The 13,737-nt window shown below is 40.6% G+C and carries 10 protein-coding genes; 3 read left to right on the top strand and 7 right to left on the bottom strand.

Translation table 11 applies throughout. The features are described from left to right. The first annotated feature begins 353 nt into the window (after nt 1-353). Both secA and mutT read left to right on the top strand, forming a co-directional pair. Complete coding sequence (gene secA / locus PALI_RS13545) at nt 354-3,062, top strand: preprotein translocase subunit SecA (RefSeq protein ID WP_182701831.1); 2,709 nt, start codon at nt 354-356, stop codon at nt 3,060-3,062. A 68-nt stretch (nt 3,063-3,130) separates the two neighbouring features. Then, on the top strand, nt 3,131-3,529 hold the full coding sequence (mutT, locus tag PALI_RS13540) for an 8-oxo-dGTP diphosphatase MutT (RefSeq protein ID WP_182701832.1): 399 nt from the start codon (nt 3,131-3,133) through the stop codon (nt 3,527-3,529). Between the two features lie 492 nt (nt 3,530-4,021). On the opposite strand, the gene rep is transcribed toward mutT, so the two are convergent. Further along, on the bottom strand, nt 4,022-6,040 hold the full coding sequence (rep, locus tag PALI_RS13535; RefSeq protein ID WP_193156171.1) for a DNA helicase Rep: 2,019 nt from the start codon (nt 6,038-6,040) through the stop codon (nt 4,022-4,024). Nucleotides 6,041-6,195: 155 nt separating this feature from the next. On the opposite strand from rep, the gene ubiK reads away from it, so the two are divergent. Continuing rightward, nucleotides 6,196-6,459, top strand: a complete 264-nt coding sequence (ubiK, locus tag PALI_RS13530) for a ubiquinone biosynthesis accessory factor UbiK (RefSeq protein WP_024608186.1) — start codon at nt 6,196-6,198, stop codon at nt 6,457-6,459. A 55-nt stretch (nt 6,460-6,514) separates the two neighbouring features. On the opposite strand, the gene PALI_RS13525 is transcribed toward ubiK, so the two are convergent. From PALI_RS13525 to ilvD, 6 genes are all read right to left on the bottom strand, one after another. Next, nucleotides 6,515-7,159 (bottom strand): NAD(P)H-binding protein, encoded by a 645-nt coding sequence (locus PALI_RS13525; protein ID WP_193156170.1) that lies wholly within the window; start codon nt 7,157-7,159, stop codon nt 6,515-6,517. A 4-nt stretch (nt 7,160-7,163) separates the two neighbouring features. Continuing rightward, nucleotides 7,164-7,826: a carbonate dehydratase gene (gene can, locus PALI_RS13520; RefSeq protein ID WP_077536252.1), complete on the bottom strand. Its 663-nt coding sequence runs from the start codon at nt 7,824-7,826 to the stop codon at nt 7,164-7,166. Nucleotides 7,827-7,856: 30 nt separating this feature from the next. Then, nucleotides 7,857-9,032, bottom strand: coding sequence for a methyltransferase (locus PALI_RS13515; RefSeq protein ID WP_193156169.1), 1,176 nt, complete (start codon nt 9,030-9,032; stop codon nt 7,857-7,859). A 63-nt stretch (nt 9,033-9,095) separates the two neighbouring features. Next, nucleotides 9,096-10,130 carry an ABC transporter substrate-binding protein gene (locus tag PALI_RS13510; protein ID WP_193156168.1) on the bottom strand — a complete coding sequence of 345 codons (1,035 nt, stop codon included), beginning with the start codon at nt 10,128-10,130 and terminating at the stop codon, nt 9,096-9,098. 96 nt (nt 10,131-10,226) lie between these two features. Beyond that, on the bottom strand, nt 10,227-11,780 hold the full coding sequence (ilvA, locus tag PALI_RS13505; RefSeq protein ID WP_193156167.1) for a threonine ammonia-lyase, biosynthetic: 1,554 nt from the start codon (nt 11,778-11,780) through the stop codon (nt 10,227-10,229). A gap of 2 nt (nt 11,781-11,782) precedes the next feature. Beyond that, nucleotides 11,783-13,639, bottom strand: coding sequence for a dihydroxy-acid dehydratase (gene ilvD, locus PALI_RS13500; RefSeq protein ID WP_096794061.1), 1,857 nt, complete (start codon nt 13,637-13,639; stop codon nt 11,783-11,785). Between the last annotated feature and the right edge of the window lie 98 nt (nt 13,640-13,737).

The following is a 13,737-nucleotide window of genomic DNA, read 5'->3' as shown; positions in this document are numbered from 1 at the left end:
CATATTTAAGCGTTAAATTTAAGCTAAGTGTGACCCTTGTTTTTAATTTATTAATCACCATATCTTTACAGCTAGCTACTGTTTTTTGTAACGGTTTAAGGGTATAGCGTTATTTTTACTAACTAGATCAAATTTTTCCATTTTAAATACACATCTTTTTGTCGAGATAGTTTGTTGTTTGGCAGAGTCTGGTATAGTAGCGCACGTAATAAACAGTGCTTTTAAGTACTTCAAATACAAAATTGCTAATTAATATGTTCTAAGTGTTATTTAAAGCACATATTAATTACCAATTATTAAAAATGGGTTGGCTGATACTCGGCTGACAAAGAATACATTGTAACGGTTTTATCATGATATCTAATTTATTTACCAAAATTTTTGGTAGTCGCAATGACCGCACTATTAAAAACTTTAGAAAGACGGTCGCGCTTATCAATGCACTAGAAACGCAATTAGAAGCGCTTTCTGATGAAGATTTAAAAGCGAAAACAGCTGAGTTTAGAGAACGTTACGATAACGGACAAAGTCTAGACGACATTTTGCCAGAAGCTTTTGGTGTGGTACGTGAAGCATCAAGACGTGTTAATGGTATGCGCCATTTTGACGTACAGCTACTAGGCGGCATGGTTTTGCACGAAGGCCGTATTGCAGAAATGCGTACCGGTGAAGGTAAAACGTTAACAGCAACATTACCAGCGTACTTAAATGGTTTAACTGGTAAAGGCGTTCATGTAATTACCGTAAATGACTATCTTGCAAAACGTGATGCTGAAACTAACCGTTCATTATTCGAGTTTTTAGGCCTGACGGTTGGTTGTAACGTACCAGGTATGATGCCACAGCAGAAAAAGCAGGCGTATACTGCCGACATTACATACGGTACTAATAACGAATTTGGTTTTGACTACCTTCGCGACAACATGGCATTTAGCATTGATGAACGTGTACAGCGTCCATTATTTTATGCTGTAGTCGATGAAGTGGATTCAATACTAATTGACGAAGCACGTACGCCACTTATTATTTCAGGCCCTGCTGAGGACAGCTCGGAGCTTTACACTGAAATAAATACCATCGTTCCTTTACTTGAACTTCAAGAAAAAGAAGACGAAGAAGGTATTGAAGGCGATGGCGACTACACTATCGATGAGAAATCTAAACAAGTTCATTTAACTGAACGCGGCCAAATTAAGGTAGAAGAGCTACTAACTGAACGCGGTTTGATTGAAGAAGGCGATTCGCTTTATTCAGCAACAAGCATCACGCTGTTGAGCCATGTATACGCAGCACTTCGGGCTCACAAGCTATACCAGAAAGATGTTGATTACGTTGTAAAAGAAAACGAAGTAATCATCATCGATGAGCACACTGGTCGTTCAATGGAAGGTCGTCGTTGGTCAGAAGGTTTACACCAAGCTGTTGAAGCTAAAGAAGGTGTAAAAATTCAAAACGAAAACCAAACGCTTGCCTCTATTACATTCCAAAATTACTTCCGTTTATACGAAACGTTAGCCGGTATGACAGGTACTGCGGATACTGAAGCTTTTGAATTTCAGTCAATCTATGGTCTAGACACTGTCGTTATGCCAACTAATAAGCCAATGATCCGCGATGATCGTGCTGATTTAGTATACCTAACACAAGAAGAAAAATACGAAGCTATTTTAATCGATATTAAAGATTGCCAAGAGCGTGGACAACCTGTGCTGGTTGGTACTATCTCGATTGAAAGCTCTGAATATTTATCGCAGTTTTTACGTAAAGAAAAAATTAAGCACAACGTACTTAACGCTAAATTCCACGCACAAGAAGCCGATATTGTTTCAGATGCGGGTTTACCTGGTACAGTTACAATTGCAACTAACATGGCTGGTCGTGGTACCGATATCGTGTTAGGTGGTAACTGGAACAGTGAAGTTGAAAAACTTGAAAACCCAACGGATGAACAAATTGCTGAAATTAAAGCAGCTTGGAAAATTCGTCACGATGCTGTAATTGACGCGGGCGGTTTGCATATCATTGGTACTGAGCGTCATGAATCACGTCGTATAGATAACCAATTACGTGGTCGTTCTGGTCGTCAAGGTGATGCCGGTTCAAGCCGCTTTTACTTATCGATGGACGATGCGTTAATGCGTATTTTTGCTGGTGAGCGCATGACTAACATGATGCGTAAATTAGGCATGCAACGCGGTGAAGCGATTGAACACCCTTGGGTAAACCGTGCGATTGAAAATGCACAACGTAAAGTAGAAGCACGTAACTTCGACGTTCGTAAGCAACTACTTGAATACGATGATGTAGCAAACGATCAACGTCGTGTTGTTTACTCTCAGCGTAACGAGCTACTTGAAGAAGGCGATATTTCAGAAACGATTACTGCAATTCGTGGTGACGTACTTAGCAATATAATTGATCAGTACATTGCACCGCAAAGCCTTGCTGAAATGTGGGATATCCCCGGTCTTGAAGAACGCTTAAAACAAGATTTCTTAATTGAACTGCCAATCGCTCAGTGGCTAGCTGACGATAATAAACTATACGAAGAAAAACTTCGTGAACGTATTGAAGAAGCAGTTGAGCAGTCATACAAGCAAAAAGAAGAGATGGTCGGCGATTCTGTCCTACGTCAATTCGAAAAAGCAATTATGTTACAAAGTCTTGATCAGCACTGGAAAGATCACCTTGCTGCTATGGATCACTTGCGCCAAGGTATTCATTTACGTGGTTACGCGCAAAAGAACCCTAAACAAGAGTATAAACGTGAATCGTTTGAGCTGTTCTCTGAAATGCTTGAAAACTTGAAAGTTGATGTTGTAAGCATTTTAAGTAAGGTGCAAGTACGCGCAGAAGAAGATGTTGAAAAAGTAGAAGAGCAACACCGTAAAAGTGAAAGCGCTCCTCGCGAATACCAACATGAGGAAGTTGAGCATGTTGGTGGTGAAACGCCAGAAACAGCTACAGTGATGGCTCGTACAGAACCAAAAGTTGGTCGTAACGACCCTTGTCCTTGTAAATCAGGTCAAAAATTCAAACAGTGTTGTGGTAAATTAAAGTAACCAATACTGTATAAGTAGTTAATAAAAAAACGACGTTAGCGTCGTTTTTTTTATGGAGTTTCAGAGTTATGACTATAGAAATTGTGCATGTTGCTGTTGGTGTGATTAAAAAAAACAATGCGATCTTCATTTGTAAACGCGCAGATGAACAACATCAGGGCGGGTTATGGGAATTTCCAGGTGGTAAGGTTGAGGCAGGCGAAAGTGTTTTTGCAGCACTTAAGCGCGAACTTATTGAAGAAGTAGGGTTAACTATTCACAGCTCTAGCCAACTTATGGTTATTGAACATGACTACGGCGATAAATGCGTTAAGTTAGATGTACACGTAGTAAGTAACTTTAGCGGTGAAGCGCATGGTGCAGAAGGACAACCTAGCGAGTGGGTAGCAATTAGTGAATTAGGAAATTATGATTTTCCTGAGGCTAATGCCGACATAATCGAAAAGATAATCTCTCGGTACGCATAATACCAATTCGCTTAATTTAGTGATCTATTTTGAGGTAAGAAAACCGTGTCGATAACAAGGCAAAAGTTTTTTATTTAATCAGAGCTCAAGTTAAATAACCTGAACTCTGGATAATAAATCTATCTCGAGCAGCTATTTTCAGCGCTAACTGCGTTGAATTTACTTGCAATAGGCCTGCTATTGACGCGTAAATTCGCCTTGTTTTCACCAAAAATCTCTGGCTAGAGAAGATAAATTTAAATATCACCATAATTCAATACGTTAGTAAATCTCTTAACCAGAGCTCAGGTTAAGTATTATTGCGGATTGGTATAACCAAAGTATCTAAAAACTGCTCAGTTAGTCAGTAATGCAAAGCTGATTGAGCAGCATTTAATTTTAAAGCGCTCAAAAATACAGTTTATAACGTATCCGAAACCAACTTTCGCTTTATAAAAATAGACTAAAGATGGTCATGGATACGATCGTATTTAATCACTTCACCTTAAAAGTCTATTCCGGCTTTTTAAACATAGCCCGTAAATTAGCCACTCTTGCTTGGCCTTTTTCCATACGTTCTGCTTGCGTATTAGGTGCCTTTTTATTTTCAAACGCAAGATCGTCTTGCGGTAATTCTTGTACGAACCGGCTTAATTCGGTTTGTGAAGTTTCACCAAATTGACGTCGTATTTTTGCATAAGTAAGTGTTAACTCTTGCTGGGCACGTGTAATACCAACGTAAGCTAATCGGCGTTCCTCATCTACGTTGTCTTCATCAATACTTACCTGATGAGGAAGTAAACCTTCTTCCATACCCACCATAAATACATACGGGTACTCTAAGCCTTTTGATGCATGCAGTGTTGATAAATGCACCGCATCAGCTTCGTCTTCTTCTTCGTTACGCTCAAGCATATCGCGAAGAGTTAACTTACTCACAACTTCAGCCAATGTCATTGGCTCGTTATCGGCATCACCGGTCAACATATCGGTTATCCAGCGATACAGTTCGGATACATTTTTCATGCGCATTTCAGCGGCTTTTGCACTCGGTGATGACTCGTACAAATACGCCTCGTAGTTAATATTACGCACTAAGTCTTTAACTGCTTCAAGCGTGTCACTGCGTACTGCGTTATCAGATAGCTCAACAACCCAGCGCGCAAATCCGGCAAGCGCATTAAAGCCACGTCCTTTTAATCTGTAGCCTAAATCGTTATCAAAGCAAGTAGCAAACAAGCTCGCATGTTTTTCGTTAGCTAATGTGCCAAGCTTTTCAAGTGTGACCGTGCCTATTTCACGGCGCGGAGTATTTACGATACGTAAAAAAGCATTGTCATCATCTTGATTAACTAACAGGCGTAAGTACGCCATAATATCTTTAATTTCTGAACGAGCGAAAAACGACATCCCACCACTAATTTTATAAGGGATACGGTTACTCATTAACGATTTTTCAAAGCCACGCGCTTGATGATTACCACGATACAAAATCGCATAATCTTTATAGCTGGTGCGCTTCATAAACTTATGCGAAATTATTTCAGCAACTACACGCTCAGATTCATGTTCTTCATCACGACAGCTAATTACCTTAATTGGCTCACCGTAACCTAGTTCACTGAATAGTTTTTTCTCGATGTCATGAGGGTTATTGGCAATTAAAATGTTAGCCGCTTTTAGTATTCGCCCTGCACTTCGGTAGTTTTGCTCAAGCTTTATAAGCCTAAGCCCTGGATAGTCTTTACCTAATAACACTAAGTTTTGCGGACGTGCACCACGCCATGAGTAAATTGATTGGTCGTCATCACCTACCACGGTAAAACGGGCACGCTCGCCTACTAACAATTTAACAAGTTGGTATTGGCTAGTATTAGTATCTTGATACTCATCCACCAGCAAATACTTAAACCGTTGTTGCCAGCGCTCACGAGAAGTGGCGTTATTAGTAAGTAGCAAAGTAGGGATCATAATTAAATCATCAAAATCCAGTGCGTTATAAGCACGTAGCTGATTTTGATAGCGTGCATAAAGCTGTGCAAACAAGGCTTTTTGCGCATCACGTGCTTCGCGTATTGCTTGCTCGGGCAGCACTAATTCATTTTTCCAACTACCAATTTCCATTTTAAGTAGTTTGAGTAAATCTTTGTCTTTTTTTAGCTCATCTTCGGTTAAATCACCCAGTAATTGATTGGTATCTTGGTCATCAAATAACGAAAAGCCAGGCTTGAACCCCAGTGTACTTAGCTCTTTTTTTATTATTTCTAAACCTAGCGTATGAAACGTTGATACCCATAACCCTTTAGCATCTTGCTTACCAAGCGTTTGCAGCACTCGCTCACGCATTTCTTTGGCTGCTTTATTGGTAAAAGTAACCGCCGCTATATTTCGCGCTTTGTACTCACATTTTTTCACCAAATAAGCAATTTTATTAGTAATAACACGGGTTTTACCAGAGCCCGCGCCCGCGAGTACTAAGCATGGACCACTAATATATTTTACGGCTTCATCTTGTTTAGGATTGAGTTTCATAACGACCAAAGAAATTTAAAAGACGCGCAATTTTAACGTAACCATTACTGCGAGCATAGCAATTGCCTTAATTAATTAAGGCAAAGATGATCATGTGTTAAATAGTGTAGGTATAAGGTATTATTATCATTTTAGGCAGCAGCGAAGGGGAAAATATGATCAATCCAGCAAAACTTGAAGAAATTGCTAAACAAATCACTAGCAATATGCCACAAGGTGTAAAAAACCTAGCAGAAACACTCGAAGGTAAAACAAAGCAAGTTTTACAAAACAAGCTTGCTGAGATGGACTTTGTGAGCCGTGAAGAATTTGATGTGCAAAGCCAAGTACTTATTCGTACTCGCGAAAAGCTAACTGAACTCGAAGCTAAAGTAGCATTACTTGAGCAACAACTTAGCACTGAGACTGACGCTGAATAATTAATTTGTTGTGCAAAAAAGGCAGCTTAGGCTGCCTTTTTGCGCTTTACTAAGTTTATTCAAGTAGCTCATCAAGTACATAGTAAGATAACTTAACCTGCTGCGCTAAACTCACACTCAGTATTTTTTGCGCCACTTGCTTACCCGTTATTGGTTTATAGCGTTTTAAAAACGGGAGTCGTGTAATAACAGGGAAAATAACACTGCCTATTCTTTCTGCCACTCTAAACTGCTCACGATCACCTAATAGCAACGACGGTTGAAAAATACTTATTTTGTCAAAAGCGAGTGCTTTAATATGCTGTTCAAGCTCACCCTTCATTTTTAAATAAGGGCTATTACTGTGTGCATTAGCACCACTTGATGACACTAAACAGTAATGTGAGATGCCATTACTTGCCGCCAGTTGCGCGGCTATAAACTGATAATCAACATCAACTCTGCGCTGAGCTTGGGTTGAGCCTGCTTGCTTACGTGTTGTGCCTAAACACGAGAACAATACGTCACCTTTAAAAAGCTCAACGTATTGAGTTAATTTTTCAAAATCAATAACGTGATTAACTAACTTTGCGTGTGTAATAGGCAAAGCCCGACGACTTAACGTAACCACTTTGATATAACGATCGCTATTAAGTAGCTTATGTAGCAACTCATTACCGACCAAACCTGTAGCACCTATTAATATCGCCGTCTTAGTCATAGTTTTATTTACTCTCACCTACTTTTTTAAGCACGTGCTGTACTGCTCTTTTATAACTTTGTGTTTCCTCGCTGGCGCACGTTACAACCGACTCCAAATCATGAAGGTGCCCATTTTCTAAACCATAAACCCAACCATGAACACTGAGCTCTTGCCCGCGCTCCCACGCGTCTTGCACAATGTTAGTACGACATACATTACGTACTTGTTCGATTACGTTTAACTCAATAAGACGGCTTAAGCGCTCGCTTTCTGGCATTGCGTTAAGTTGCTCAAGGTGCTTTTCTTTTACATCACCTACATGGCGCAGCCAGTTGTCAATAAAGCCAAATTTTGCATTGCTTAAAACGGCTTGTACGCCACCACAACCGTAATGCCCCACAACCATAATGTGTTTTACTTTTAATACTTCCACAGCGTACTGCATAACCGACAAACAGTTATGGTCAGTGTGTACAACCACGTTAGCAACGTTACGATGTACAAATAATTCGCCTGGTAGTAAATCAACTATTTGATTAGCAGGTACACGAGAGTCAGAACAACCAATCCATAAATATTCAGGATTTTGTTGCATTGATAAAATTTTAAAAAAGTCAGGGTCGGCTTCGCTTGTACGAGCAGCCCAGCGTTTATTATTTTCGAATAAATTTTTTAACTTTCTCATTACATCTCTTATTAAGTCGAGGACGGAAATTTAATGGATACTGGCAAGAATTAAAATATTACGAGGCGTTAACTGCTTCTCGCAAAAAATATTAACACTCACCTGATAACCTTGCTGCTGCAAATATAAAGCACGATCGAGCACAAGCCAAACCTCAATTGCTCTTCGGAACACATGTCGAACCAGTTCAATTCGGTCAGTTATTTTTTTTCGCGCCTGCCCCACTTCTAAAAACTGATTATAATCAGTAGATTGAGGTAACGTTATATCTTTTTTTTCAGCAGCCCATGCGCAGAATGATTTGAACGAATCTGAGAATATTGCTTTATTAACCGAAGGCACGCTTACGTAGTGTGATTCATTCGTAATCGACTTTCTTAGTGCGTCAAAACCGAGTCGCCATTCTAATTCTGTTTTACGCACTTTTTCCAGACGAGAAGGCGCTGTAACGGTTTCTTGCAATGCGAGCTTTAAATCACGATGCGTTAGCTTAAGCGTACTTTGCTTTGCAACCTCACTCATAGCAAGGTATTCATTAGCCGTAAATAGGTGATAACAACAAGGTGAAAAGCTAATTTTTTGTACTTTAGCTAAACTTGCTTGGCGCATAAATGTTTGGTGCAAGCCACCGCATGCGTGCAGCGCTACAGCATGCATATCAGCATTAAAAAATTGAGTGATGTCATCTTTTAGCACATCTGCTTGGCTAAAGTGCATTGCTAAGCCTTGTTGCTGTGCACTTTTTTGCCCTTGCTCACATAAGCTTTGTTGCAGCTCAATACTGTGCACATCACTTGCGCCATTAAAAGCAAGCATTCGCCCTAAATGCCCTTTACCAGCACACCACTCTAAAACTGGCTGTTTAGTATTAGGCAGTGCCGATACAAAATCTTGTAACTGATCAAACTTACGACCTTTAATACCGTTACTTATCCAAAATGGATAATCAGTTCGGTTTAACTCCGCGCCTGGTAGTTCACACAAATTAGCAAGTTCACCAAGGTCATTTATGTATTGACTAAAAAATTGATATAACTGACTTTGATCGTTATCAAGTGCAGTAACTTGATCGTCACTTAGCCCATTAAGTACCTCTTGTAGTTTTGGCCACGGGATCGCGTTAAAATCAAATGCAGTACACTGCCAATACTGGCGATTGCGTAGTAAAAGTGAATCAAGGGCAAAGAATTGCTCAGCTAAAGTCATAACAACTTAAAGTAAAAAAAAAGACAGTCGATTATAGCAGTTCAGTAGATTCTCATTAAGCGGTTATTTTTTGCTAAAAATCAGCCGTATATACAAAGGTATCGAAATGATACTCACCAGAATAGCGGCTATGAGCATCCAAGATAATTGCATTGCTTCGGGTTCTTGATATTTATATATAAAACTTGCTTTAACTTCATCAAATTTACTTTGCTGTATGCTATATAAATCCGCGATTAAACGCCATTTTGCTATAGACATATGCCCTAAGTTGGTTGTAGGAGGCATTATGTAATTTTTTAATACTTCAGCCTCAAAAGCGAGCTGATGAAAACTTTTACTTGGCGCATATACTTGTTGCGTAATATTAATTGCTTCATCCATGTTCATCATCGCATAACGCCAGCCTTTTAAACTGGCCTGATAAAATTTCTCGACGGTTTGCGGGTGTTTTTTAAGCATATATTCGCTGGTAAATAAAATATCAGCGTACACATCCATACCATATCGCTGCGGACAAATAAGGCGATGCGCAATACCTTGCTGGGTCATATAATAAGGCTCAGTAGTGACGTATACTTGCATCGCATCTAGCTTGTTTTCAATCCATGCTTGATTTGGATTTTCCCCCTCATAAACCTTAAGCCTATCAGTATCTACCCCGCTGCGCTTTAGCATAACCATTAATTCGGTAGCATCCTTACGGCTTACGCCAGTAATGCGTTTATTAGCAAAGTTACGTGGATGGAAAATATCGGAAGTATCTTTAACCATCCAACAGTAAGGTGAAAACTGCAGCATGGCAGCCATAGCAACAAGGGGTTGACCATTAATACGTTGTTGTAAAATACCTGAATGACCGACACCAAACTGTGCTTTATTATTGGCAACAGGTTCGAAGGTATCGGGCATCATCGGATTAGCGGGTTTAATAATTACATCAAGGCCAACTTCGTCATAAAAGCCTTTTTGTTTTGCCATATAATAACCAGCAAACTGAAATTGATGCGTCCATTTTAGCTGTAATGTGACTGATTCTTGCGCCACTATATGGCTACAAAAAAAGCACAATCCAATAATTAATCCCTTAAATAGCAACTAGGTATCCTCAAAAGTATGGCGATTACCTGTAACTATATGTAAAACTTGTGATAAAGCAAGCACCCTAGTTAGGTGCCTGCCTTTAAAGAAGGATTATACTGAGGCGAGTTTTTCAGCTTTTTCTGCTTGCGGTTTTGATGTTAAAAATTGGCTAAAACACGGGTTTTGCGTTTCATCTTGTACGCTATAACCTAAGCGATTTAAATGCTCGTTAAACACCTCATATTGACTTGGCTCAATAGCAAAACCTGCTAGCACATTCCCCATCGACCCACCATGATTACGATAATGAAATAAAGTAATATTCCAATTACTGCCTAAGGTATCTAAAAAGCGTGCAAGCGCCCCAGGATACTCAGGAAATTCAAAGCGAAGTAAGCGTTCATGCAATTGCTCAGGTGCTTTTCCGCCGACCATATAACGTACATGTAATTTAGCGAGTTCGTTATCCGACAGATCGCAAAATTGATAATCGTTATTTGTTAAGTCTTGCTTTAACTCATTAAGCTCTTGCTCACCTTGACGCAGGGCAATACCGACAAATATTTGTGCTTCACCAGGTCCTGCATAACGGTAGTTAAACTCAGTAATAGCACGGCCACCTAAAGAAGCACAAAACTGTTTAAAACTGCCTTTTTCTTCTTTGATTGTAACGGCTAATAACGCTTCATTTTTTTCACCCAGCGCAGTACGCTCTGCCACATAACGCAGGCGATCAAAGTTTAAATTAGCACCCGATAAAACAGCCGCTAAATGTAACCCTTTTAACCCCGATTGTTGGCTCCACTTTTTAAGCCCTGCCGTTGCAAGTGCACCTGAAGGCTCTGCAATTGCACGGGTAGATACAAAAATATCCTGCATGGCTGCACATATTTCGTCGCTAGTTACTGTAACAACCTCATCGCAAAACTTTTGCGCTAAACGAAATGTTTCAGTGCCAATAATTTTAACCGCTACGCCATCGGCAAAACTGCCAACGCGATCAAGCTCTACTGGCTTACCCGCTTTAAGTGCAGCTTGTAAACACGCACTTTCGTCGGCTTCTACGCCAATTACTTTTATATCTGGACGCAGCGATTTAATATAAACCGCCATACCAGCAAGTAAGCCACCACCGCCAACAGGAATAAACACAGCATCAAGCTCGTTTAATTGCTGCATTAACTCGCGCGCAACAGTGCCTTGACCAACAATGACGTCTGGATCATCAAATGGTGGGACAAATATACCGTTACGTTGCTCTGTAAGTTCAAGCGCGTATGCTTTTGCTGCATCAAAATGATGCCCATGTAATACAACTTCACCGCCAAGTGCGCGTACGGCGCTTACTTTTATTTCAGGCGTTGTTACTGGCATTACAATGGTGGCTTGATGCCCTAAGTGAGATGCACTTAATGCAACCCCTTGAGCATGATTACCCGCAGAAGCGGTAATAACCACCGAACCTTTAGGTAATTTATTTAATTTGTTATACGCCCCGCGTAATTTAAATGAATACACGGGCTGTTGGTCTTCACGCTTTAACCAAACATGGTTACCTAGCTTTTTACTGAGTTCAGACATTTTGCTAACCTCAGTAACTTTAGCCAAAGGCTCCATGTTTGCTTGAATAATAGCGCGAAAATAATCGAGCTCTTGAGAGACCATAATTAACTAAGCGCCTCCAATTTAGCTAAATCGCGAACAGCGCCTTTATCGGCACTCGTTGCAAGTAATGCATAGGCTTTTAAAGCAGACGACACATAACGTTCACGATCAACTGGTTTGTACGCCATTTTTCCGCGTGCTAATTGCTTTTGTTTACGTGCCTCAAGTTCTTCATCGCTTAGCGCTAACGTAATTTCGCGTGTTGCGATATCAATAATGATTTTGTCGCCATTTTCAACATAAGCAATTGCACCACCACTTGCAGCCTCTGGCGACACATGGCCAATTGATAAACCCGAAGTACCACCTGAGAAACGACCATCAGTAATAAGTGCGCATTTTTCAGCTAAGCCTTTCGATTTTAAGTAGCTTGTTGGGTATAGCATTTCTTGCATCCCTGGGCCGCCTTTTGGCCCTTCATAACGAATAACAACAACATCGCCGGCTTTTACTTCGTTATTTAAAATCCCTTCTACTGAATCATCTTGTGATTCGTACACTACTGCGGTGCCTTCAAAATGCAGCATTTCGTCAACGACGCCTGCACTTTTCACAACACAACCATCAACGGCTAAATTCCCCGAAAGCACAGCTAAGCCACCGTCTTGACGAAAAGCGTGTTCAACGCTTCGAATACACCCATTCACACGGTCGTTATCGCCTTCATCCCAACGACACTCTTGGCTCATTGCTTTAGTGGTACGAATGCCCGCAGGGCCTGCACGATAAAACTTGCGCGCCGCTTCGTTCGTAGGGTCAGTTGCATCCCATTTTTTAACAAGTTCAGCCATTGTTGACCCAGCGACATGATTAACCGACATATCAACTAAACCTGCTTTACCAAGCTCGCGAACAACTGCCATCATACCACCAGCACGGTGGACATCTTCAATATGGTACTCTGGTGTTGCTGGTGCAACTTTACATAAAAACGGTGTTTTACGAGAAAGCGCATCAATGTGCGACATATCAAAATCAACGCCCGCTTCTTGCGCTGCAGCGAGTAAATGTAATACGGTATTTGACGAGCCGCCCATTGCAATATCAACAACCATTGCATTCATAAAGGCTGTTTTATTGGCAATAGCGCGTGGCAATACATCTTGATTGTCTTTTTGGTAATACTCACGACATAAATCAACAATACGGGCACCCGCTTCAACATACAGTTGTTTACGGTCTTTATGAGTCGCAAGCGTGGTACCGTTACCCGGCAATGCTAAACCAATCGCTTCTAGCAAACAGTTCATTGAATTTGCAGTAAACATACCTGAACACGAACCACATGTAGGACACGCAGAACGCTCTACTTGCTCTGAATCTGCATCACTTACCGATTCATCAGCACCTTTAACCATGGCATCAACTAAATCAAGTTTAATGTCGATGTTAGCAAGTTTAGTTTTACCCGCTTCCATTGGACCGCCCGATACAAATATTACCGGAATGTTTAAGCGTAGTGCTGCAAGCATCATTCCTGGCGTAATTTTGTCGCAGTTTGAAATACAGATCATCGCATCAGCACAATGACCATTTACCATGTACTCAACCGAATCAGCAATTAAATCGCGCGAAGGCAGCGAATAAAGCATACCGCCGTGCCCCATCGCAATACCATCATCAATCGCAATGGTATTAAATTCTTTTGGAACGCCACCGGCTTGGGTTATTGTCTCACCCATAAGCTCACTAAGCTGATTAAGGTGTACATGCCCTGGTACAAATTGTGTAAACGAGTTAACTACGGCAATAATCGGTTTACCAAAATCAGAGTCTGTCATACCTGTTGCGCGCCATAATGCTCTTGCGCCTGCACGTTTACGTCCTTCAGTTGTTGTTGCACTTCTTAATTTAGCCATAGTTACCTCAGTTTTTGCCGCAATGTAAGCGGGCATTCCTCATTCTAAAATTGGTGAATAACCGAGTGACTCAGTTACTCGTAAATTATTTTTTAATG

It is taken from the genome of Pseudoalteromonas aliena SW19 (assembly GCF_014905615.1).
Taxonomy (GTDB): Bacteria; Pseudomonadota; Gammaproteobacteria; order Enterobacterales; family Alteromonadaceae; genus Pseudoalteromonas; species Pseudoalteromonas aliena.
Note: the sequence above shows the minus strand (reverse complement) of the source record. Positions and strands in the feature narration are given on the sequence as shown.